This is a genomic window from Leucobacter sp. USHLN153 (assembly GCF_037145615.1).
Taxonomy (GTDB): domain Bacteria; phylum Actinomycetota; class Actinomycetes; order Actinomycetales; family Microbacteriaceae; genus Leucobacter.
Window position 1 is genome coordinate 433,755 of sequence record NZ_JBBCXE010000001.1, and the last position, 22,175, is coordinate 455,929.

23 protein-coding genes are annotated in these 22,175 nt (G+C 66.8%); 11 read left to right on the forward strand and 12 right to left on the reverse strand.

Annotated elements, in window-relative coordinates:
* Nucleotides 1–62 precede the first annotated feature (62 nt).
* Together WFH00_RS02025 and WFH00_RS02030 are read left to right on the forward strand one after the other, a co-directional pair.
* Nucleotides 63–2,288 carry an MMPL family transporter gene (locus WFH00_RS02025; protein ID WP_336658918.1) on the forward strand — a complete coding sequence of 742 codons (2,226 nt, stop codon included), beginning with the start codon at nucleotides 63–65 and terminating at the stop codon, nucleotides 2,286–2,288.
* Nucleotides 2,285–3,196, forward strand: a complete 912-nt coding sequence (locus WFH00_RS02030) for a TIGR01777 family oxidoreductase (RefSeq protein WP_336658920.1) — start codon at nucleotides 2,285–2,287, stop codon at nucleotides 3,194–3,196. Before WFH00_RS02025 ends, WFH00_RS02030 begins: the two co-directional genes overlap by 4 nt.
* 39 nt (nucleotides 3,197–3,235) lie before the next feature.
* Here WFH00_RS02030 and WFH00_RS02035 read toward each other — a convergent pair whose 3' ends face one another.
* From WFH00_RS02035 to WFH00_RS02070, 8 genes are all read right to left on the reverse strand, one after another.
* Entirely contained in the window at nucleotides 3,236–4,597 is a 1,362-nt protein-coding gene (locus WFH00_RS02035; RefSeq protein ID WP_336658921.1) for an enterochelin esterase domain-containing protein, read from the reverse strand.
* The gene (locus tag WFH00_RS02040) at nucleotides 4,597–5,391 is read right to left on the reverse strand and encodes an ABC transporter ATP-binding protein (RefSeq protein ID WP_336658922.1); all 795 of its coding nucleotides are present in this window, start codon (nucleotides 5,389–5,391) and stop codon (nucleotides 4,597–4,599) included. Before WFH00_RS02040 ends, WFH00_RS02035 begins: the two co-directional genes overlap by 1 nt.
* A gap of 38 nt (nucleotides 5,392–5,429) precedes the next feature.
* Nucleotides 5,430–6,470 carry a FecCD family ABC transporter permease gene (locus WFH00_RS02045; protein ID WP_336658924.1) on the reverse strand — a complete coding sequence of 347 codons (1,041 nt, stop codon included), beginning with the start codon at nucleotides 6,468–6,470 and terminating at the stop codon, nucleotides 5,430–5,432.
* Entirely contained in the window at nucleotides 6,467–7,444 is a 978-nt protein-coding gene (locus WFH00_RS02050) for a FecCD family ABC transporter permease (RefSeq protein ID WP_336658926.1), read from the reverse strand. Before WFH00_RS02050 ends, WFH00_RS02045 begins: the two co-directional genes overlap by 4 nt.
* Nucleotides 7,445–7,498: 54 nt before the next feature.
* Nucleotides 7,499–8,497, reverse strand: a complete 999-nt coding sequence (fepB, locus tag WFH00_RS02055) for a Fe2+-enterobactin ABC transporter substrate-binding protein (RefSeq protein ID WP_336658927.1) — start codon at nucleotides 8,495–8,497, stop codon at nucleotides 7,499–7,501.
* Between the two features lie 106 nt (nucleotides 8,498–8,603).
* Nucleotides 8,604–10,298 (reverse strand): siderophore-interacting protein, encoded by a 1,695-nt coding sequence (locus WFH00_RS02060; RefSeq protein WP_336658928.1) that lies wholly within the window; start codon nucleotides 10,296–10,298, stop codon nucleotides 8,604–8,606.
* Nucleotides 10,299–10,746: 448 nt separating this feature from the next.
* Nucleotides 10,747–11,076, reverse strand: coding sequence for a DUF7882 family protein (locus WFH00_RS02065; RefSeq protein WP_336658929.1), 330 nt, complete (start codon nucleotides 11,074–11,076; stop codon nucleotides 10,747–10,749).
* 152 nt (nucleotides 11,077–11,228) lie between these two features.
* Nucleotides 11,229–11,558: a DUF7882 family protein gene (locus tag WFH00_RS02070; RefSeq protein WP_336658930.1), complete on the reverse strand. Its 330-nt coding sequence runs from the start codon at nucleotides 11,556–11,558 to the stop codon at nucleotides 11,229–11,231.
* A 258-nt stretch (nucleotides 11,559–11,816) separates the two neighbouring features.
* Between WFH00_RS02070 and WFH00_RS02075 the strand changes: the two genes are divergently transcribed.
* Together WFH00_RS02075 and WFH00_RS02080 are read left to right on the forward strand one after the other, a co-directional pair.
* Nucleotides 11,817–12,764, forward strand: a complete 948-nt coding sequence (locus tag WFH00_RS02075; RefSeq protein WP_336658931.1) for an AraC family transcriptional regulator — start codon at nucleotides 11,817–11,819, stop codon at nucleotides 12,762–12,764.
* Between the two features lie 42 nt (nucleotides 12,765–12,806).
* A complete protein-coding gene (locus WFH00_RS02080) occupies nucleotides 12,807–12,980 on the forward strand; it encodes a hypothetical protein (protein WP_336658932.1) in 174 nt (57 codons plus the stop codon).
* 27 nt (nucleotides 12,981–13,007) lie between these two features.
* Here the strand turns inward: WFH00_RS02080 and WFH00_RS02085 are convergent, their stop codons facing one another.
* Nucleotides 13,008–13,250 carry a hypothetical protein gene (locus WFH00_RS02085; protein WP_336658933.1) on the reverse strand — a complete coding sequence of 81 codons (243 nt, stop codon included), beginning with the start codon at nucleotides 13,248–13,250 and terminating at the stop codon, nucleotides 13,008–13,010.
* A 197-nt stretch (nucleotides 13,251–13,447) separates the two neighbouring features.
* Here WFH00_RS02085 and WFH00_RS02090 point away from each other — a divergent pair, with 197 nt between their 5' ends.
* Nucleotides 13,448–13,678: a hypothetical protein gene (locus WFH00_RS02090; RefSeq protein WP_336658934.1), complete on the forward strand. Its 231-nt coding sequence runs from the start codon at nucleotides 13,448–13,450 to the stop codon at nucleotides 13,676–13,678.
* A 49-nt stretch (nucleotides 13,679–13,727) separates the two neighbouring features.
* Here the strand turns inward: WFH00_RS02090 and WFH00_RS02095 are convergent, their stop codons facing one another.
* Nucleotides 13,728–15,080, reverse strand: coding sequence for a cryptochrome/photolyase family protein (locus tag WFH00_RS02095; RefSeq protein ID WP_336658935.1), 1,353 nt, complete (start codon nucleotides 15,078–15,080; stop codon nucleotides 13,728–13,730).
* Nucleotides 15,081–15,339: 259 nt separating this feature from the next.
* On the opposite strand from WFH00_RS02095, the gene WFH00_RS02100 reads away from it, so the two are divergent.
* Nucleotides 15,340–15,651 (forward strand): hypothetical protein, encoded by a 312-nt coding sequence (locus WFH00_RS02100; protein WP_336658936.1) that lies wholly within the window; start codon nucleotides 15,340–15,342, stop codon nucleotides 15,649–15,651.
* Nucleotides 15,652–15,900: 249 nt separating this feature from the next.
* On the opposite strand, the gene WFH00_RS02105 is transcribed toward WFH00_RS02100, so the two are convergent.
* On the reverse strand, nucleotides 15,901–16,377 hold the full coding sequence (locus WFH00_RS02105; protein WP_336658937.1) for a PaaI family thioesterase: 477 nt from the start codon (nucleotides 16,375–16,377) through the stop codon (nucleotides 15,901–15,903).
* Nucleotides 16,378–16,742: 365 nt separating this feature from the next.
* Between WFH00_RS02105 and WFH00_RS02110 the strand changes: the two genes are divergently transcribed.
* From WFH00_RS02110 to WFH00_RS02130, 5 genes are read left to right on the forward strand one after another with little or no spacing between them, the layout of a single operon-like run.
* Nucleotides 16,743–17,528: an ABC transporter ATP-binding protein gene (locus WFH00_RS02110; protein ID WP_336658938.1), complete on the forward strand. Its 786-nt coding sequence runs from the start codon at nucleotides 16,743–16,745 to the stop codon at nucleotides 17,526–17,528.
* Nucleotides 17,525–18,349, forward strand: coding sequence for an ABC transporter ATP-binding protein (locus tag WFH00_RS02115; RefSeq protein WP_336658939.1), 825 nt, complete (start codon nucleotides 17,525–17,527; stop codon nucleotides 18,347–18,349). The genes WFH00_RS02110 and WFH00_RS02115 overlap by 4 nt, the downstream gene beginning before the upstream one ends.
* Nucleotides 18,346–19,230 (forward strand): branched-chain amino acid ABC transporter permease, encoded by an 885-nt coding sequence (locus WFH00_RS02120; protein WP_336658940.1) that lies wholly within the window; start codon nucleotides 18,346–18,348, stop codon nucleotides 19,228–19,230. The genes WFH00_RS02115 and WFH00_RS02120 overlap by 4 nt, the downstream gene beginning before the upstream one ends.
* A complete protein-coding gene (locus WFH00_RS02125) occupies nucleotides 19,223–20,362 on the forward strand; it encodes a branched-chain amino acid ABC transporter permease (RefSeq protein WP_336658941.1) in 1,140 nt (379 codons plus the stop codon). Before WFH00_RS02120 ends, WFH00_RS02125 begins: the two co-directional genes overlap by 8 nt.
* Nucleotides 20,359–21,612, forward strand: coding sequence for an ABC transporter substrate-binding protein (locus WFH00_RS02130; RefSeq protein ID WP_336658942.1), 1,254 nt, complete (start codon nucleotides 20,359–20,361; stop codon nucleotides 21,610–21,612). Before WFH00_RS02125 ends, WFH00_RS02130 begins: the two co-directional genes overlap by 4 nt.
* A 159-nt stretch (nucleotides 21,613–21,771) precedes the next feature.
* Here WFH00_RS02130 and WFH00_RS02135 read toward each other — a convergent pair whose 3' ends face one another.
* A complete protein-coding gene (locus WFH00_RS02135; protein WP_336658943.1) occupies nucleotides 21,772–22,164 on the reverse strand; it encodes a DoxX family protein in 393 nt (130 codons plus the stop codon).
* Between the last annotated feature and the right edge of the window lie 11 nt (nucleotides 22,165–22,175).

Here is a 22,175-nt window from a genome sequence, read left to right on the forward strand (position 1 = left end):
GCGCATCGCGCTATGATTTTGCTAACTTAGCGAGATACTTTCCTTGGATAGATAGTTGATAAATGTCTCAAATTGAAACGAAGACGGGTAAGCACAGCGTCGCTGCGCCGAAAGCGGGACCGAATTGGCTTCGGATCCTGCTCCCCGCGGTGTTGATCCTTGTGTGGTTCGCGGGCGCCGGATTGGGTGGCCCGCTCTTCGGCAAGGTCGACGAGGTCTCATCGAACGACCAGACCGCATACCTCCCGGAGTCCGCGGACGCGACCGCGGTGCGCGAAGTTCAGGCAGACTTCCTCGGAGACGACGTCATTCCCGCGATCGTGGTCTTCTCGGCGGACGAACCCGAGGAACTCAGCACATCGCAGCTGAGTTCGATTGAGGACGCCGTCGCCTCCGTCACCGAGATCGAGGGCGTGGCGGAAGAAACCTCCCCCGCGATCACCTCCGAAGACGGAGAGGCGGTGCAGGTCTTCGTCCCCATCGACTCGAGCGCCGAGATCGCAGACGTGGTGGCCGACATCGGCGACGAGCTTCGAGCGGACGCGCCCGAGGGCGTCACGGTTCACGTCACGGGTCCCGCGGGTTTCACCGCCGACCTCGCGGCTGGCTTCGCCGGAATCGACGGCATCCTGCTGCTCGTCGCTCTCCTTGCGGTGCTCGTCATCCTCATCATCGTCTACCGCTCGCTCCTCCTCCCCCTCATCGTGCTCAGCACCAGCCTGTTCGCGCTCTGCGTTGCGCTCCTCGTGATCTGGCATCTCGCCGACGCGGGCGTCTTGTTGCTCAGCGGGCAGACCCAGGGCATCCTCTTCATTCTCGTCATTGGAGCGGCGACGGATTACTCGCTCCTGCTCGTCGCTCGCTTCCGAGAAGAGCTTCGAGTGGCGCGGGATCGCGGAGCCGCGATCCTCGCAGCCGTCAAGGGCTCGTTCGAGCCGATCCTCGCTTCGGGCGGCACCGTGATCGTCGGACTCCTGTGCCTCCTCCTCAGCGACCTCAAATCCAACAGCACGCTCGGACCGGTTGCCGCGATCGGCATCGTCTTCGCGATGCTGTCCGCGCTCACGCTCCTTCCCGCACTGCTCTTCGCATTCGGACGCGCGGCGTACTGGCCCAGGCGTCCGAAGTACGAACCGGAGTTGGTCGCGGAGGAGAACGGGATGCCCGCGAAGGGCGTGTGGCGCCGACTCGCGGGCGCGATCCGCCGCCACCCCCGACCCATCTGGATCATCACGACGCTCGTGCTCGCGGTCGGAGCCGTCGGGGCGACACAGCTCGACGCGAGCGGCGTGCCCCAGTCGGATCTCGTGCTCGGCAGTTCGGAGGCGCGCGACGGCCAGGCGGTGCTGGGCGAGCACTTCCCCGGCGGATCGGGCAGCCCAGCGTACGTCCTCACCTCGGAAGACTCGCTCCAGGAGGTGGCAGACATCGCGCTGGCGAACCCCGGCGTCGAGAGCGTCGCGGTTACCGCGGAAGACAGCCCGAGCGGAACGGTGCCCGTCACCGAAGATGGGCTGCAGCCGTTCGGCCCGCCGGGCACCCCGGCGCCGGACCCCACCGTCGTCGACGGTGACGTGCTGCTGCAGGCGACCCTCGCCGACGCAGCCGACTCGAACGCCGCGGCAGAGACCGTGACGAGCCTCCGCGACGATTTCGCGGGTACGGATGCGCTGGTCGGGGGCGTGACCGCGACGGCCGTCGACACCAATCAGGCGTCGATCCATGACCGCAACCTCATCATCCCGCTGGTGCTCGCCGTGATCCTCGTGATCCTGATGCTGCTGCTGCGGTCGATTCTCGCGCCGATCCTGCTCATGCTGACGACGGTGCTCTCGTTCGGCACGGCGCTCGGGATTTCAGCGCTCGTCTTCAACCACGTATTCGACTTCCCCGGAGCGGATCCGGCAGTTCCTCTTTACGGCTTCGTGTTCCTGGTGGCGCTCGGCATCGACTACAACATCTTCCTGATGACACGCGTGCGCGAGGAGACGAAGCGGCACGGCACGCACGAGGGGGTGCTCCGCGGCCTCACGATCACGGGCGGCGTCATCACGTCTGCCGGGCTCGTGCTGGCGGCAACGTTCGCGGCGCTCGGCGTGATCCCGATCCTGTTCCTCGCCCAGATCGCGTTCATCGTGGCCTTCGGCGTGCTGCTCGACACCTTCATCGTGCGATCGCTGCTCGTGCCGGCGCTCGCGACGGACATCGGGCGCGCTATCTGGTGGCCGTCGAAGCTCTGGCGAGATGAACGAGCAAGCGTCACTCCTGGGGAAAGGACACAGCCGTGAGCTCGCGCGTCGTCATCGCCGGCGCGTCGGGCCTCATCGGCTCGGCCCTCTCGCGATCCTTGGAGACCGACGGAGTCCCGGTGACGCACCTCGTGCGGCGGGTGCCGCGGTCGCCGCACGAGGTGCAGTGGAGTCCGGGAGAGGCCCCGCTCAGTCCCGACGCCGTGGCCGGTGCGCGCGCAGTGGTCTGCCTGAACGGGGCGAGCATCGGTCGCTTGCCGTGGACGCCGAAGTATCGCGCGGAGTTGCGCTCCTCGAGGATCGCACCCACCCGCGCAATCGCGGAAGCCGCCCGCGCTCTCGGCGCGGAAGCCCCCGCTCTCATCAACGCGTCCGCAGTCGGCTACTACGGGTCGCGACCCGGCGAAACCCTGGATGAGGGGAGCGGGCCCGGGCACAGCTTCCTCGCGGAGCTCTGCGTCGAGTGGGAACGAGCGGCGCTCACCGCGGGCCCCCACGCGCGCGTCGCGCTGCTGCGCACCGCCCCGCTCATCGATCGAGGGGCCGTGCTGAAACCGCTCGTCACGCTGACGCGACTCGGGATCAGCGGGCCGCTCGGGAGGGGAATGCAGCACTGGCCGTGGATCTCGCTCGTTGATGAGGTCCGGGCGATCCGCCACGTCATCGACAGCGGGATCGACGGGCCCGTGAATCTCACCGGGCCGGTGCCCGCGACAGCGAACGATATCGGCCGCGCCCTCGCGCGAGCGCTGCACCGGCCGTTTCTCGTGCCGGCGCCCGCGTGGGCGCTGCGTCGAGCGCTCGGCCGGGACGCGGCTGAAGCGCTCCTGCTCTCCGACGCCCGCGTGCTCCCGACGGTGCTCACTCGAACCGGATTCCGCTTCGCCCATCCGACGACCGAGGCAGCGGTCGAGGCGGCACTGGGCAGCACCGCGCCGCACGCCTAAGCAGGAGGCATGGCGTGGCGCGCTGCGCTGCGCAGCGGGCTATCGCACCGTATCGCGGAGCAACCGTGGCAGGGTCGCGAACCAGCAGGCCTCGTCGTGTCCGCCCTCAAATTCTTGGTACAAGAGGTTCACGCACGCTCCGTCAAGGGCGGCGCGCAAACGCCGGGTCGGCTCGAGGAGCGCCCACTCCTGCGTGCCGACCTCGATCGCGACGGTGCCGAGCCGCGGTGCAGCGGTGCGTATCGCGTTGGTCAGCCACTCAGCGGTCGTCGGCGCCGCTTCAGCGTCTGCGTCGGCGTCGGGCACCGCTCGCGCGTTCGGCCACCAGAAGGAACCGGATTGGCTGACTGAGACGCCGAACCGCTCGGGCCTGGCGCACTGGGCGTACAACGCCGTCAGGCCGCCCAAGCTCTGCCCCGCGATGCGCGTGCGCTGCGGGTCGCGCGTGAGCGGTGCTCCGAGTTCGGGGAAGTCGTCCGCCGCCCGATCGATCACTCGAACCAAGTCGTCGACGAAGTCGGGTGAGCACGTGAGATCCCGGACGCGCTGATCGAGCTCGCCGGCGCCGACGAGCAGCGCTACCGTCGGCGGCAGCGCCCCCGACGCCTGCCACGCGTCGAGCTCAGCGCCCGCATCGAGCCAGCGCTCGCCGTCGAGCAGCACCAGCACGTCCCACTCAGCAGGACGGGGACCGCTGGGGACGTGCCACCAGAGACCCGTGCGGGGAGCGTCACGGACCGGCACAACGCGTCCGATGTGCGGCGCCGTGTTGGCCACGTCGCCGCTCGGCAAAGCGACGTGCGGACTCGGCGCTGCTGGGCCCGAGGCGACGGATGGCAGTGAACTTCCCGGCCGCCCGTTTTCCCGCGCGAAACGGTCCGCCGCAACGTAATACTGGAGGTCGTACCAGTCTTCGATGCGGTGGTGATGCTCAGCGTCGGTCGCCGCGAGCGATCGAGCGCGTCGCCGCTCGATGAGCTGCGCGCGCTCCGGCGCGATGGCGGGCCGTTCACCCTCCTGCGCCGCGATCCCGTAGCTCCCGCGCCAGCTGGCACCGAGCCGGATGCTGAACCACCACACCTCGGTCCCTTCGAGACGCTCGAACAGCGTGTCCTCGACCGCGAGCGGGTCCGCGATCTTGTTGCCGAGGAAGGCCACGCGCTCGGTCGCCGCGGCGCCGCGGTAGACGAACGTGTAGGTGCATGCATTGTCGCGATCCGCCTCGATTACCGGCGTGCCCTGCCGCTTCACGTCGCTCCAGAAGCGGTCCAGCTGATCCTCGTCAGGAGCGGCACCCAGTCCCGCGATCATCGGGCTTGCCGCACGCTTGATCGGCGTCGGCCGCGGTGCGTGCGGGGGCACGGCGAGCGTTCCGCCCCGCGGCGGCATCGGGAAACTCATCACGCTCCGGACTGCTGGGCCCGGGGCACCACAAGGGGGCGACCCGTCTCGGGGTCATCGAGCACGAGCGCATCGAGCGAATACGCCGTCTTGAGCACGTCGGGCGTGATCACGTCGGAAGCGCTGCCCGAAGCGATGATGCGGCCGTCGTGCATAGCCACCATATGGTCGGCGTAGCGCGCCGCGAGGTTGAGATCATGGAGCACCGCGACCACCGTGCGACCGCGACCCGTCAACCGCGCACACAACTCGAGCACGTCGATCTGGTGCGCGATGTCGAGAAACGTCGTCGGCTCGTCGAGCAGGAGCACCCCGGTCTCCTGCGCGAGCGCCATCGCGATCCACACACGCTGGCGCTGCCCTCCCGAGAGCTCCTCGACCAGGCGATCCGAATACTCCCGCATCCCGACCTCTTCGAGGGCGTCCTCGACGATGCGTTCGTCGTCCGCAGACCACTGACGCAGCAGACTCTGGTGCGGGTAGCGACCGCGTGACACGAGGTCTCCGACGGTGAGGGCCTCCGGGGTCACGGGAGACTGGGGCAGCACCCCGACGAGTCGCGCGAACTCCTTGCTGCGAAGATCCGCTACGGATCGACCATCGACGAGCACGCGGCCGCGTGAGGGCGTCAGCATCCGACCGAGAGCGCGCAGCAGTGTCGACTTCCCGCACGCATTCGGTCCCACGATTGCGGTGAACGAGCCCTGGGGCACGGTGAAGTCGAGGCAGTCGATCACTGAGCGCTCGGGATAACCCACGCGGATCGCTTCCGCACTGAGCGAGGGGGTATGCATGATGGGTGTTCCGTTTCCGACAGGTGATGGAGCGATACTCACGCGCGACGCGCAAGCAGCCAGACGAGGTAGATTCCGCCGAGGATGGCCGTGACGATACCGATCGGCATTCGAAGCCCGATGTCGACGTGCTGCGACACGATATCCGCGGAGGCAAGCAGGATCGCGCCCATGAGCGCCGAGAGCGCGAGGTGCACGCTCCCCCTCCTGATGATTCGCGCGACGACCTGTGGCGCTGCGAGCGCGATGAACGCAATCGGGCCCGCGACAGCGGTCGCCACTCCGGTGAGGAGTACGCCGGTCACGAGCACCCCGAACCGCACGCGCTCCACCCTGATGCCGAGGGCCGCCGCAGTGTCATCGCCCATCTCGATCATGCGCATAGTGCGCCCGAGCAGGCCGAGAAGCGGAAGCAGAACGGCGAGTGCGACGAGTAGCGTCAGCACGTGCGGCCATCCCCGGCCGGTGAGCGATCCCGATTGCCACACCTGAGCTGCGGCGGCTTCGGCGATGCCGGCACGTACGAGCAGAAGATCCGTGCACGCGGCCGCGACGGCGCCGATCCCGATACCCACGAGCACGAGCCTGATCCCGCCGGTCACCCCGTGCTTCCGAGCGAGCACATACACGAGGAAGGCCGTGATCAGACCGCCCGAGACGGCGGCGAGCGCGGTAGCGAAGACGCCGCCCCCGAAGAGTGTGATTTGCGCGACGGCACCGGTGGCGGCGCCCGAGGTGAAACCGATGATGTCGGGCGAGCCCAGCGGGTTACGTGAGAGGCTCTGGAACACGCACCCGGCGACGCCGAGCGCTGCGCCGACGAGAGCCGCGCAGAGCAGCCTCGGGACGCGTCTTCCCACGACGGTGCGGATCGTGCGCTCTTCTCCCTGGCCCGCGAGCGCCCAGAGCACTTCCGACACGGAGAGATGGAGTGATCCGAGCATGAGGCTCGCGGTGCCCACAACGAGCAGTACGGCGAGGAGTACGAGGGCGAGGCGGAGCACCCGCCCATCAACGCGCGCGCTGTAGCGGCCGACCCGTAGGGCACTACCCGATACCAGCGGAGGCATTTCTGTCATCCTGCGATCCTCCGATTCCCGCGGATCAGCGCCACGAACACGGGCCCTCCGATGATGGCGGCGGCGATCGCGGTCTGAATCTCAGCGGGGGCGATCACGGAGCGCCCGAGCACGTCAGCCACCATGAGCACGGTGGGACCGACGACCAGAGTTGCGGGGATGAGCTGCCGATGATCCGGTCCGACGAGGATCCGCACCGCGTGGGGAGCGACGAGCCCGATGAAACCAATCGGGCCTGCCGCCGCGACGGAGGCCCCGGCGAGCAGCACGACGGCCGCTCCCCCACCCGCTCGGGTGAGCGGGGCGGAGACCCCCAGGGATCGGGCGGTGTCGTCGCCGAGGGAGAGCGCGTTCAGCGGGCGCGCGAGCACGAGCGCCCCGAGCACGCCGATCGCGATGAACGGCAGCACGGTGGTGGTGACATCGAGGCCGCGCCCCTGGAGCGAACCGACCGCCCAGAAACGGAACTGGTCGTACGCGGACTCGCGACTCAGCAGGATCGAGGTGGTGATGGCGCTCAAGACAATGGAGATCGCGGCTCCGGCGAGCGCCATCCGCGCGGGGGTTGCTCCGGATCGGTGCGCGGTGCCGAGCGCGTAGACGCCGACCGCGGCGAGCGCGGCTCCGGCGAACGCGAACCCGAGGTATCCCGCCAGTTGGGTGACGCCGAAGAATGAGATCGCAACGACGACTGCGAGCGACGCGCCCGCGTTGAGGCCTAAGAGGCCGGGCTCGGCGAGCGGATTGCGCGTGAGCGACTGCATGACAGCGCCGGCGATCCCGAGTCCGACCCCGACGACGACGCAGAGCGCCGCCCGCGGAACCCGAGACGACCTGATGATGAGGTGATTGTTGTTCGTTGGGTCGAAGTGGAGGAGCGCGTCGAGCACGACCCTCGGGGGTACGAAGTGCGAACCGAGGCCGAGGCTCATCACGGTGGTGACCGCGAGCACGAGGAGGCTCGAGGTCACCACCGTGACGAATCGGACGCTCGGTTTCCGACGTGTGTGCGGAGCGGGCACGGCAGACTACTGGCTGGACCCAAAGGCCTCCACGACCGCCTCCACGAAGAGTCGAGCGCTGTACGGATCGATGCGGAACGAGGTCGCACCGAGCGGCACCACAGTGTCGTCGGCGACTGCCTTCGCGTTCGCGAGCAGCGGGTCGGATTTCACACCGGCGACTCCGTCGCGTTCAATGCTCACCATGAACAGCGCGCTCATATCGCCGAGGGCTGCGGGAAGATTCTCGGGGGTCACCGACGACGCATCGGATCGCGCCTGTGCAATGAGATCCTCAGGAGCACCCTGGTACTCGAAACCGAGCGCATCGAGCAGAGCCGCCTGCGAACTGTTCTCCTCGAAGATCATTGACGGATCTGCGCCGTTGTAGGAGAGCGCAGTCACCGGGCCGTCGACAGGCGTGACCTGATCGGCTTGTTCTCCGACCCACGCATCGAACTCGGAGAGGCTTGCCTCCGCATCCTCCTCGTGACCGGTCGCCTCGCCCAGCTGCGCGACGACGTCGCGCCAATTATGCGTGCCGTAGTCGATCATGATCGTGGGAGCGATGTCGCTGAGCTGATCGTACGCATCGATGGTGCTGTCCGCGCCAATGGTCGAACCCACGATCAGGTCCGGCTCCGCAGCCTCGATCGCCTCGAGATCGAGATCGAGATTCGGGTACAGTACCTCGACTCCCCGCTCTTCCGCGACGTCGGCCCACTGCGTGAAGAAACCCTCGTCATTGGTCAGCGGTCCGACGCCTGTCGCGGCCGAAGCGGCCACTGGCGCATCGATTGCGAGAAGGGACCCGGTGAGCGTGATGCTCGTCGACACGATGGTCATGGGCTCATCGGCGATCTCGGTTTCGCCAGCGTCATGAGTGATCGTGCGAGGCCAGTCACCGGACGCTTCCGAAACGGCGTCGGCGCTTCCTGAGTCGGAGGCCGCTGGAGCGGAGCAGGCGGTCAGGGCGAACAGGGCGACACCGGCGCCGAGGGCGGCGGCACGAAGAGTGAGCTTCACGGGGATCCTTTCATCGGATGTAGGTAACCCTCACCTTACATGCTTGAGGGGGCGGCGCCAACGTGCGTTGTTGACAGATCGTTAGACGGAGGACGATCAGCGAGTCCTACCGCTCCAGCACAAGGGCCTCGATCCCCCACCCGAGCGCGAGCGATCGAGTCCAACGCCATCCACGGGCCTCGGCCAGCTCGGTAATGCGCGCGGCATCACGGACGCCCGCACCGTTCAATGCAAAAGCGCGAATCGGCTCCTCGACCGCGCGCGGACCCAGCGCGTCCGCGCGCACCGGCTCCACGACTATGAGTCGCTCCACGACACCGCGCAGGTCACCGAATAGGGCCGATGCTTCGGCATCCGTGGCATCACGCAACGCCAACGCGAGCACGCCGACGTCACAGCCACTGACACCGACAATGGCATCCCTCTCGCACTGTTCCGCGGCGATCAGCTCCGCCCGAACCCCACTCTCCGCCGCGAGTGCCCGCATCTCCTCGGCGCCAGGTCCCACGAGGAGCGTGCGACTCGCCCCCACCCACGCCGCATCGTCGAACACCCCCCGCCCGACAAAGCGGAGCACGCTCGCCTCATCTTGACGCTCCTCGTGCAGCTCCGCATCATAGGCCGACTGCGACACGAACGTTTCGCCATGCGCACTGAACCACGGAGAAGTTCCCCGCGACAGCGCTTCTGGAAGGGTCGTGAGCGACAACAGCGCATTCGCCTCCACGCCGACATAGGCCTCCCGCGCATGCTCGTCGGCGAGCAGCACTTCGGCGGGGGCGCCGACTCTGAGGGCGCCCGACTCCTCGTTCACTAGTCCGTGGTGGGCGAGCATGGGCATCATCGCCGCAATAGCACTCGCGGAAATGGTCAAGCGCACCGCGCATTCCTCGACCGTGGTGCCAGCGTGGTCGGCGACGTCATCGAGGAGCCCCGTCGCGAGGGCGGCGCGAACGACGAACCAGGCCGCGGGAGAAGGGACCTCCGGCAAGGCGACACCGCTCCGCTCCTTCTCGACGTGCCAGTAGCCGGTGATGCTGGTTCGCTCCGGCGGGAGATTCCATTCCCTTCGCGCTGCTCGCCGCAAGGGCAGGAGCGCGCGGCTCTCGCCCGCCGCCCAGAGGAACCACGATCCAACCCCGGGCACCGCCCGTCGCACAGCGGCGAGCAGCGGCTCCGGATCCGCTGGATCCGCGATCACCCATTCGATACGATCTCCGTCGCTCAGAGCGAGCTTCTGCCTCGCCTCCGGGGATGACGTCGTGATGACGATGCTGGCCGCCGCCGAGACAGGACGTTCCTCGAGAAAGCGACCGATCGCGGGGAGCGCGGTCTCGTCACCCGCGAGCACCACACTGTCGAGACCTTCGGGCAGCACGAGCGACGACTTGGGCCCCACCACCCACAAGGGTTCGCCGACGACCGCGCGGCGCGCCCAATCCGAGGCCGGACCGTGCCCGTGCATCACGAAGTCGAGCGCGAAGGTGCCAGCAGCCCCGTCCACCATGCGGGGCGTGTAATCACGCGTGATCCGCGCAGGCGACTCAGTCCATTCGATGCCGTGCTCGAGCTGAATGGGAAGCACGCGCTGGAGTTCCGATGACGCAGCAAAGATCGCCTTCACATGATCATCGAAGCCTGGCGAGTGAAATGCGCCGAAGGACATGCCCGCGCGCTCGAAGGGCCCCAGCTCGTCTCCCCCGAAGGTCACACGCCGCATGCGCGGAGTGAGGTCGGAAACCTCCAGCACCTCAAGTCGTCTGAGAACGAGCGGGTGCGTCACGATGTTTCGAAGGCTCATGTTCGCAGCCTAACTTACATCTGATGATTGCATGTGTCCGTGACAGGACCGCGGTGGGAGCTGGCCAGCTCCCACCCCCAACGCCGAAACCGAGTGTCTTTGCCGAAACCGAGCCTCTTTGCACGTCAAAACACTCGGTCACAACAATGACGCTCAGTCTCGGTGAGGGATGCCCTTAGGCACAGAAGCGAGGGCAGTGGCGGGCGTGGCCCCCCGCCACTGCCCGCCACGCGTTCCCCGCATCCGTTCTTCGAACTGCCCCCACCGGCAGCTCGCCATGCGGCAGTCGCGGCATCGCCGCGAGATCCGCGACGTTCCCCATGCCACTCGGCGCTCAACAGCGCCAAGTACAGAATTCCAAGAACCGTGGATGACCACGAGGGGCTTGCACCGCGGGAAGCGAACCACTATTTACACGTCGGGCGGTGTTCCAAAGCCTCGGACTGAGTTAGAGGATGTCGGGATTCTTCTGCGCGAACTTCGCGGCCTCCTCCTCGGAGATCACCACGAGGCCGCGGTGCGTGTGCGAGGTCGCGGCGAGCGCTTTCACCCACACCACGTTCAACTCCGGCGGCTTGCTCCCATGGAAGTGGAATGCGATATCGGTGCCGGGAGACAACCAGATCGACACCCGTCCGCCGCCATCCTCTGCGCGCTTCGCCCAGCTGAGGAAGAACGACTCCTGCTTGCGCAACTTCTGAGCGATTGCCATCTTCAGGTGAGCTAGCAGGCGATCCTCGAACGCATACTCATTACTCCCGTGTAACAAGATTCCCATGGCGAAATACTCGCACACTCGGCGAATGAAGGCACCCCGAAGACGCGCATCCCACTTCACCGTGCTCCTCAAAGCAGGGCCGCGAGATCCGATCCGCTTCGGGCGCGACCGCGACGGCGACGGCTGTCAGCGGCGCCGTCGAATCCGCGAAATCAGATAAGGTCCGGGTTCTTCTTCGCGTAGGTGATCGCATCTTCCTCGGAGATCACGACGAGGCCACGCGGCGTGTGCGAAAGCGCATTGAGCACCTTGACCCACGCAACGTTGAGCTCGGGCGGCCGGCTGCCGGAGAAACGGAAAGCGACCGTGGAGTACGGCGAGAGCCACACTGAGACGCGTCCGCTGCCCTCCTCGGGCGTTTTCGTCCAGCTCAGGAAGAAGCACTCCTGCTTCTTGAGCTTCTGACCGATGACCATCTTCAAGTGCGCGAGCAGACGGTCCTCAAACTCGTACTCGTTGCCACCGTGAATCAAAAACCCCATGTGCTCATAGTGTCAGTCGAGCCGCCCGAATGGGCAGAGAAGCGCCGCCAGGGCAACAGCCGTACATCTCGCGCAATAAGTTTTCGCGGCGAATCTCGCCGTACACGAGCGTTGTGTGCGGGGACTACGTTAATTCTTTGCGTACGCTCCAAATTCAAAGGACTGGCGGACCGTAGCGCGAGTGGCTACGATCATGGCTTGATTGTGGGGCGGGTCGCACCTGAGGGCGCGGGAGGAGGGGCGGGTTCGATGTCACGCATGGAGGTTCGCAGATTTCGATCGAAAGGCGCCGACGAGGTCGCCGAGATCTGGTCCGAATTCGCGCCCACCTCGAAGCTGAACCGGATGGACGAAGAGCAGGGCAAGCTCGAGTGGTTCTCAGCGTCGTCCCCCGGTTTCTCCCTCATCAGATACGAACTCACCGCCTCCGTCGAGTCCTCCATCGCGCCCGAGGATCAGCTCTTCACCTGCAGCGTGCAGTCGACGAGCGGGGGCTCCGAGTCCGGGCGACGGCCCCTGCCCCACGGTCGCCCCTGGGCGTCGCACGGCGCCCCCGTGCGCTCCAAGTGGAGCGAATCCGCCATTGTGCACGCCATGGTGTTCGATCTTGAACATGCGGAGGACCTCGCGCGGCAAATGTCGGGCGACGATGCGCTCTCCCTGCGCTTGAAGCGGCCGGAAGCGATCGGCCCGCAAGAAGCCTCGCACTGGGAACGGACGTTCAACTATCTGTCTGGTGCCGTGCTCGCGGGGGACGTGACACTCGACCCCGACACGCTCGTCGGTCGCGGGTTGCAGCGGCACGCGCTCTGGACGATCCTCAGCACGTTCTCCACCACGTTCTCCGATGCGTGGGAGGCGAACCCTCAGCGCACGGCGGCACCGCTCACGGTGCGGCGAGCTCTCGCCTACATCGACGCCCACGCTCACGAGCCTATTTCGATCGATGACATCGCGGCCGCAGCGCACATCTCGACTCGAGGACTGCAGTACGCCTTCCGCAGGGCACTCGATTACACACCGAGCGAGTACCTGCGCCGGGCGCGGCTCGCGGGTGCGCGGCGCGACCTCGCCGAGGCTCGCGTCGGAGAGACCGTTACGACTATCGCGCGACGGTGGGGTTTTTCGAACACCTCTCGGTTCACCGCCAGCTACCGGAGCGAGTTCGGCACCCACCCCGTGACGGAGTTCAAGGCGAACCGGTAAACGGCCCTCCTCCTCGCGGGCCAGGCGGGGTACAGTCATGTCATGGTTGAACCAGATTCCCTCCAGCTCGGCGACAACGTCGTTGCTCCGACAGGCGCTCGCGGCACGATCTGCGACGTCCGCGAGATGTCGAACGGTGTGACGGTCTACGGGGTGCTCGATACGACAGCGTCAGTGCGCTACTACACCGCCGACGGCGTCAAGCGAGTACTTTAACGCCATCGGCGGTGCAATGAGTCGCCGCTACTTGGTTTCGTCGGGGATCGGCGTCTCTTCGCCGGTTTCGGTGTCGCGCACGAGCTCCGGGTTTTCCTGCCCGAAGCGCGGGTTCTTCTCCGCGCCCTCGAGGCCGTAATCCTCGGTCGAGCCGTCGAGCACCGAGTGGTCGAGGACACCGCCCGAGCTGGAGTAGGAGGACACAGTGCCTCCCCCGTTCGAGGCCTCGTGCTCGGTCCCGGGGTGCGGGTGGGTGTGTGAATCAGTCATGAGAGGCTCCTTCCCAATCTCACCTCCACGGTAGGCGGCGGATCGCGGCCCCACCACCCCGTGCGCGTTCAGGGCGGGACGTGCTATGCACCAGGCGGCCCGGTTTCGCGCGGTCTTTGCTCGCAATTGCCTGAGCGCTCCGCGCGCTCAGCAGAAATGTCGGACCCTCCACGTAGCATCCTCCGCGGGGGGAAATTTTGGCCATTCGAGAAACACACACGCTCGCCAACGGGTACTCGCGTTTCGACGCATCTTCCGCGGAGGAAACATTGCGAGAGCTTGAGGAGCAGTACGCGGCGGGGGAACTGTCGCGCTACGCCTACTTCGAGAAAAAGCGCTCGCTCGTTCGACTCTTCGTGAAGTCGACGACGTCGCCGAAGCGCCGACGCCGAGACACGGACTACGACGCGGAGCAGGCCGCCAAGTAGGCGGCGCCTCGGCGCGCGCGAGCCTGCGGCGAGGTTGCGACGACCGTGATCATCCAGGCGGCGCCGCGGTCTCGCTGTGCCTCACGGTGTCGTATGCGGCGAGCGCGCGGGCACGGGTCGCGCGGAGGTCGACGATTTCGGGACGCATCACACTGTCGGGCGCCCAGAGATTGACGTAGTGCCCCTCGGGGTCGAACTTCTTCTGCTGCGTCGCCGGGTTGAAGATGCGGAAGTAGGGCGCGGCGTCGGCCCCGCACCCGGCGACCCACTGCCAGTTGAAGGGATTGCTCGCCTCGTCCGCGTCGACAAGGGTGTCCCAGAACCACGCCTCGCCGATCCGCCAGTCCATCAGCAGGTTCTTCGTGAGGAACGATGCTGTGACCATGCGCACGCGGTTGTGCATGCTTCCCGTGCCCCAGAGCTCTCGCATTCCGGCGTCGACGAGCCCGTACCCGGTTTCGCCGCGTTCCCAGACGCGGAGCTGCTCGGCGTCCGGATCCTTCCAGGGGAACGCATCGAACTGCCGGTTCAACCCGAAGCGGTGCAGCGGCGGGTTGTGGAACGCGGTGTGCCAGGCGAACTCGCGCCACCCGAGTTCTGAGAGAAAGTCGCCGACGTCCGCGCCCGACGCGAGCGCCCGATGCCATACCGTGCGCGGGCTAATCTCGCCCCAGCGCAGATGCGGGGAGAGTCCTGACGTGACGTCATCGGCGGGGAAATCTCGTCGCGCAGCGTATTCCCGTGTCGGTCCCGCGAGGAACCGCTCGAGTCGCGCGAGCGCCCCCGCCTCCCCCGGTTCCCAAGCATCCGCGAATCCGGTGGCCCAGTCCGGGCGCTTCGGGGTCAGATCCCAATCATCGAGTCGATCGGAACGCGGTTGCTCACGAGCGGCACGCAGCGATTCGGGATCCGGCAGCGGATCCGGCGGAGACGGCATGGCGAGACACGCGCGCCAGAACGGGGAGTAGACCCGGAAGTGACCTCCGGCCTGCGTCTGCACGGTCCAGGGTTCGAAAAGCAGGCTTCCCGGGAAGGAATGCGCATCTCTGCCCTCCTCGCGTAGCCGCTGTTTCAGTCGTGTATCGATGTGCCGCCCGGAACCGTAGCGGCGATTCCAGTACACGCGATCCGCCCCCGTCTCGGCGACCACCTCGGGGACCACGTCCTCCGCGCGGCCGCGCCGCAGCACGAGGGGGATCCCGCGCTTCTGAAGGTCCCCCGCGAGCCGCTCGAGCGAGTGATGCAGCCACCATTTCGCGGCGCCGCCGAGCGGGCGCACCTCCTCGGAGTCTTCATCGAGCACGTAGAGTGCAACGATCCCGTCGGGGTCGGCCGTGCCCGCACTGAGCGCTGCGTGGTCGGAGATTCTCAGGTCGTCTCGGAACCAGATCAGAGCGGTCATGAGGTCATCGTAGAGAGCTTGGATGCGCCGCCGCTCGGGGTTGCGAGCGAACGAGGGGACGTGCTGGAGCGTGGCGCTGACCGGTGGCCTCAGAACCGAGCGAGGGCAATTGTTGGCCGCGCCCATTCACCCGCTCGTCTGCGCTCCGGCCAGCTCATACGGCAGCCCGCTAGCCAGCCAGCCGCGCGAAGCTGCGTGCTCGCACATGTTGTGAGCGCATACTGACCGAACCGTCACAACTGCAGAAACGAGGCCCGTCTTGAGCCTGAACTACACCGAGCCTCTCATCAATTCCGACGCCGCTGCCGCGAGTGCAGCTCTGACCGAGAACGCTTCGATCCCCGCGTCGACACCAGCCCCGGCGCTTCGTCAGCGACTTCGTGATCGCCTCGATATCGAGTACCGCGATCACCCCTTCCCGGAGACGACCGAGGCGAAGACGGCGCGAGAGCGCGCCGAGCGCTGGGAGGCCGTCGTCGCCGAGACGTGGCACGGTTACGCCCCGAGCCGAGAGACTGAGCGTCGTCGCATGACCGAGCTCGCGGCGAGCGAGGTCGAGACTTCGCGCTGACGCACTCGCTGAACGCACGCCGCTGACGTACCCGCTCAGCTTACGATCGTCGTCAGATCGCACTAGCTTCTAGAGCCGGGTCAGGTTTTCACTGTGTCCAAGAGCACCAGCGTCCGGGTCGGTGCAGTCGAGAGCGGGTGACGATGAGCGAGTCGTTGCTGTTGTTGCGCCCCGACCTGGATCGCCTCATCCCCTGATCCACGCATAAGGCGCGCCCGCGGACTGATCCGCGGGCGCGCCTTCGTGTGCCTACTCGCGACCCTCGGGTGTGCTGTAGCTGCTCTTCTGCTCGATCACCGCGAGCGTGCAGCGCGAAATACAGACGAGCTTGCCCTCCTCGTTCGCAATCTTGACCTCCCACACGTGCGCGCGACGACCGATGTGAATCGGCGACGCAGCGCCGTACACCCACCCGCCCGCCTTGCCCGGGCGGAGATGATTCGCGTTGATCTCCTGACCCACGACGTGGAAGCGCTCTCGGTCGATCGACATGTAGCCCGCCCACGACGCGAGCGTCTCCGCGAACGCCATCGACGCCCCACCATGCAGCACGCCAGCCGGCTGCACCGTGCGTCGGTCGACGGGCATGCGCCCGCGCAACTCCATCGAGGTGATCTCGAGGAACTCCATTCCTAGGTTCTCGTTCAGGGTGTCCCGGGAACGATCCGCCAAATCCTCGACCGTGATCTTGCCCAGCCACGGGCTTGCGATCGGATGTATCTCCATTGATCCTCCTCGATAAGTGGGGCGGGCAGCACACGATGTACGGTGCAGCCTGCGCGCACAGCATGGTGCTCAGCGGTTTCGCGAAGCCGTCGCCGCTCGCGACCCGACTGCAGCCGCAGCGCGCCCCTCCGAGACTCTCGGCATCCCGCTTCGAAAGCGCGCTTCCGTTCCGGAGTCCAGCACGATTCGGCGGTTACGTCGACCCTCGACTGCGCCCCGTCCGGGCTCGTTTCGCCTATTGGCACGCTCGCTTGAACGCCTCACGGCACTTCATGAAAGTACTACAGAGGTTCATCTGCGCCGCAGAGAACTCCTCGGCGGGCGTCAGCTCTGCCGCGTCCCAGACACTCAAAGAGGAGAACTGATTGCTGACGTTCGACAGGTTTTCCGTGCACTACGGCGCCGGCGTTCACGCCATTGAGGATGTGAGCTTCACCGTGCAGCCCGGCAGCATCTGCGCCATCATCGGTGGCAACGGTGCGGGCAAGACAACGCTTATGCGAGCCGTCTCGGGCACGCTCGGATTCCACGGCGGCCGCGTCCACTCGGGCGAAGTCCGGCTGAACGACACTCGCATCGACCGCCTCAGTGCGCACCGCATTGTGCAGCACGGTCTCGCGCTTGTGCCCGAGGGGCGACACGTCTTCTCGGAGCTCACGATCACCGAGAACCTGGAAGCGGGTGCCGCGTCGGTGCGGAGCTCGAAGCTGCGCCAAGAGCGCCTGCAGCAGGCCTTCGAGATGTTCGAGGTGCTCGGCCGCCGACGCGACCAGCGCGCATCGCTCCTCTCGGGTGGAGAACAGCAGATGCTCGCAATCGCCCGCGGCATGATGAGCGGCCCCGAGATACTGCTGCTCGACGAACCCTCGCTCGGGATCGCGCCGCGCGTAGTTCAGCACATCGGCCACACCATTCAGCGCATCAATGAGGGCGGCACGACCGTGGTCCTCGTCGAGCAGAATGCAGCGATGGCGCTCGGCATCGCGGACCAGGGCCTCGTTATCGAGCGCGGTGCGATCTCCATGCAGGGACCGGCCGCGGAGCTGCGCGAATCCGACGAGATTCACCGCATGTACCTCGGCGGCTCAGCGGTGGAGGAAGCGGACTCGGCCGACACAGCGCAACCGACACTCGAAAGGTGGCAAGCGTGAGCATCTCGATTCAGGTTTCAGACGTGGGGCTTCGCTTCGGCGGAGTGCAGGTGCTCGATCGCCTGTCGTTTACCGTTGCACCGGGCAGCATTCACGCCGTGATCGGCCCGAATGGCGCCGGCAAGTCGTCGACCTTCAACGTGATCTCCGGGCTCTACCGGCCGAACACCGGCACCGTGCTCATCGACGGCGAAGACGTCGGTCAGCGCCACCCACACCAGATCGCGGCGCTCGGCCTCGGTCGGGCGTTCCAGAACATCGCCCTCGTCGGGCACGCGCCCGTGCTCGACAACATCATGGTCGGGCGCCACCGCCTCATGCGCAGCGGATTTTTCGGGAGCGCCCTGGGCCTTCCGGGCGTGCGACGCGAGGAGCAGCAGCACCGCAAACGCGTGATCCAGATCGCAAAATTCGTCGGTCTCGGCGATCAACTGCACGTGCCCGCGGGTTCCCTCTCATACGGCGGGCGCAAGCGGATCGAGCTCGCCCGCGCCCTCGCCTCGGAGCCGAAGGCCCTCCTGCTCGACGAACCCGTCGCCGGAATGCCGGCGCACGAGAAACGAGCGATCGCAGAAGTGGTGCGCTCGATCCGCGATTCGCTCGGCACGACGGTGCTCATCGTCGAACACGACATGCCGCTCATCATGTCGCTCGCGGACCGGATCACGGTGCTCGACTTCGGACGCATCATCGCCGAGGGCACGCCCGGTGAGGTGCAGAGCGACCCGGCGGTCATCGCCGCCTACCTCGGTGAGGAAGGGAGCGACATCAACACCGAGGTCATGACGCAGATCGGCATCGACAAGGAGGACCGCGCATGAAACTCGTCCAGGTCTTGGTCCTCGGGCTCTCGCTCGGGGCCATCTACGGGCTCATCGCCCTCGGCTTCGTCACGATCTTCAAGGGCACGAAGGTGTTCAACCTTGCGCACGGATCCGTGATGATTTTCGGCGTATATGTCGCTTCCATCCTTACCGATCGCATCGGCTTCGCGGCTGCAGTCGCCGGGGGTGTGCTTGCCGCAGCACTTCTTGCGGCGATCCTCGACCGCATCATCGCTCTCGCCCCGCGCGGCGATCACCTCGTGCTGACGATCCTCACCGTCGGGCTCGATGTCGTGCTCGTTGCAGAGTCGTCGCGGCTCATCGGCACGAACTTCATTACGGTCGGCGATCCCTGGGGCTCGCAAACCATCAGCCTGCTCGGAGCGACCGTGCCGCTCACCCGCGTCATTGCGCTCGTCACCGGCCTCGTGCTCATCGGGGTGTTCTTCCTGATCTTCCAGAAGACCCGCTTCGGCATTCGGATGCGCGCCGCGTCGGCCGATTCCGAGACGGCCGCCCTCATGGGGATCAGCCAGCGCAGCGTCTCCCTCAGCAGCTGGGCAATCGGTGGCGGTCTCGCTGCGGTCGCGGGCGTCTTCCTCGCGATGTTCCCGAACCCGGGGCTCGACGCCCATGCGCATCTCCTCGTGTTCCACGCGATTCCCGCCGTCATCATCGGTGGCCTCGATTCGAGCGGCGGCGCGATCCTCGGCGGGCTCATCGTCGGCATCACGCAGACCATCGTGACGAGCTACTCGGCGTCGCTCAGCTTCCTCGGGGAGGGTATCGGCGATATCTCCCCCTACATCCTCATGATCATCTTCCTGCTCGTGCGACCGAGCGGCATCTTCGGAACGAAGGAGCTCGTCCGTGTCTAAAACTCTCACCACGGCTCCGGCGGTGAACTCCACGAGCGACGGCGGCACGCTGCAGCGCTGGTCGCGCCCGGCATTGATCCTCGTCGCCCTCATCGTGCTCGCGGCGCTTCCCCTCTACCTCGACGCGCAGATGCTGAAGATCGGATCGTGGTCGATGGCGGCGGCGGTCGGGGCGATCGGTCTCACGCTGCTCGTTGGCACGGCCGGCCAGCTCTCGCTCGCGCACGCGTTCTTCGCGGCCGTCGGTGCGTACGGCTACGCGTACCTCGCTTCCCCGAGCGACGGACTCGGCTGGCCGCCGGTGTTCGCCGCCCTCGGTGGCATTGCGCTCGCGGCCACTGCCGGGCTGGCCTTCAGCCCGGTCGCAGCGCGGGTTCGCGGCCTCTACCTGGGCGTCGCCTCGCTTGGTCTCGTGTTCATCGGGCAGCACCTCTTGAAGAACCTCGGTGAGATCACAGGCGGCGTGAACGGCCGCGGGGTGCCCCCGTTCTCGGTCCTCGGCTTCGAGCTCACCGGCAACCAGCCCGCGCTCAGCGTTCTGGGCGTCGCCTTCGGCGCTCAGGAGCGCATATGGTACCTCGCACTGTTCTCGTTACTGGTGGCCATCTATCTTTCGCGAGGGATCATCAACCGCCGACCTGGGCGGGCGTTCACGATGGTGCGCGACAACCAGGCCGCCGCATCCGCCCTCGGCATCGACGTGCAGCGGTACAAGGCGTCGGCATTCGTCATCTCGTCTGCGTTCGCGGGCGGAGCGGGCGTGCTCACCGGGCTGGCCTACGCGTACCTCACGCCCCAGAACTTCGGGCTGCCGCTCTCGATCAACTTCCTCGTCATGGTGCTCATCGGCGGGCTCGGCTCGGTCGGCGGTGCGGTGGTCGGCGCAATCATCGTGACCGCGACCCCCTTGCTCCTCGCGAACCTCGCCGCGAACACGGGCATTCTCGCCGCGGGCGGATCCGGTGGGTACGACGCGGGAACGGTCTCGTCGATCGTGTTCGGCGTGCTCGTGGTCGCGCTCATCATTCTCGAGCCGGGTGGCCTCGCACGCCTCGGCTCCCGCCTCTGGAGCGGCATCAGTGCCCGCCTCGGCGCCACGACTCGCAAGACCTCACGAAAGGAAACCCTATGAACACCATTCGGAAGACCACGGCCGCCGGCCTCAGCATGCTGGCGATCACGGCCCTGCTCGTCGGTTGCTCATCGAAGAGCGGCGAATCCGGCGACGGCGAAGCGGGAGACGTCAAGACCGACGTCGGCGTCAGCGGCGATACGCTGACCGTCGCGGCTCTCACGGACCAGACAGGACCGTATGCGGCTCTCGGGAGTACACTCGCGCAGGGCAACCAGCTCTACTTCGACAAGCGCAACGCCGATGGCGGCATCTGCGGCTACGACGTCGACGTCGAGGTGCGTGACCACGGGAACGACGTGCAGTCGGCCGTCTCGGCGTTCTCAGAGCTCGAGCCCAACGTGCTCGCGTTCACGCAGTTGCTCGGCTCGCCGCAGGTCAACGCGCTGAAGGCCGACATCGAGTCGAAGTCGATCCCAACGTTCGTCGCCTCGTGGTCGAGCGACTTCCTCGGTAGTGACCCGATCGCGCTCACGGGCACGATCTACCCCTACGACATCATCAACGGCCTGACCGCGCTCGAAGAGGAGGGCGTGATCTCGAAGGGCAGCAAGATCGGCCACGTGCACCTCCCCGGCGACTTCGGTGAGAACGCGCTCAAGGGCTCGCAGTTCTTCGCGAAGCAGAAGGGCCTCGAGGTCGTCGACATCATGGTCGAGCCGACCGCGACCGACTACAGCGCGCAGGTGCAGCAGCTGGTCGACGCCAAGGTCGATGCGATCGTGGTCTCGGGCACTCCGCCGCAGCTCGCCGGCATCGTCGGCGGCACGTCTGCGCTCGGTCTCGACGTGCCGGTGCTGACCCAGGGCCCGTCGTTCGGGCCGGCCCTGCTCGAAACCGGAGCGGGCAAGGCGATCGCTGAACGCGTGCGCGTCGTACTTTCTTATCTCCCCGTCGATGCCGAGGGGTCGGACGATGCCGCCGAGATCGCCTCTGCGTTCAGTGAGACCTTCCCGAAGGACGATCCGACGATCTACGTGAACTACGGCTACGCGACCGCTAGCGTGCTCGGTGCCGCGCTCGACGCCGCGTGCGAGGCGGGCGACCTCACTCGTCAGGGCGTCGTCAGTGCGCTGCGCGAGCTGCCCGAGCTCGACGGCGGCATCTTCGCCCCGCAGAACTTCCAGGATGCGGGCCGCTCGGCGTCAACGCAGAGCGTGCTGCTCGCGGTAAACGGGGATCTGCCCGGCGGACTCGAGGTCGAGCGCGACTTCTTCGAGTCGGAGCTCGTGGCGGAGTACCAGGAGTAAGCGACGGCTCCTTGCCTCACGTGATGGGCGGGTGCGGAACATTGAGTTTCGTGCCCGCCCATTGTCGTCCTCTGCAGGACTGAGCGCAGTCGGATCGCTCTCCCACTTGCGTGCTCGCGTGCGCCCCCCTGCTGCCTCAGGTCGCGCCGAGACGCATGATCAGCGCCGGGTCGACCAGAGGGCGAGCGCGATCAGCACGGGCTGGAAGAACAACCGCCCGAGGCGCTTCTCGTCGGTGTCGAGGCCGAAGGCGCTGCGGCGGTGCTGGTACTGCGCAATGTTGCCCGGGAAGACTGCTGCGAAGAACGCCGCGGCGATCCTCCCCACGGCGCGTGCCCGCTTGCCTTGAGCGACCGTGAGAGCGGTCCCGAGCGTGATCTCCGCAATGCCCGAAGCCACCACGGTGGTGTCAGGCTCGAGGGGAACGAAGTCGGGCACCTGCGCCTGGAAATCCTTGCGGGCGAAGGTGAGGTGCGAGATGCCGGCGAACACGAGCGCGGCGCCGAGCAGCGTCTTCGTGAGCCGCCGTGTGCGGGAGGGCTGAGCAGTCATGGGGCCATTAT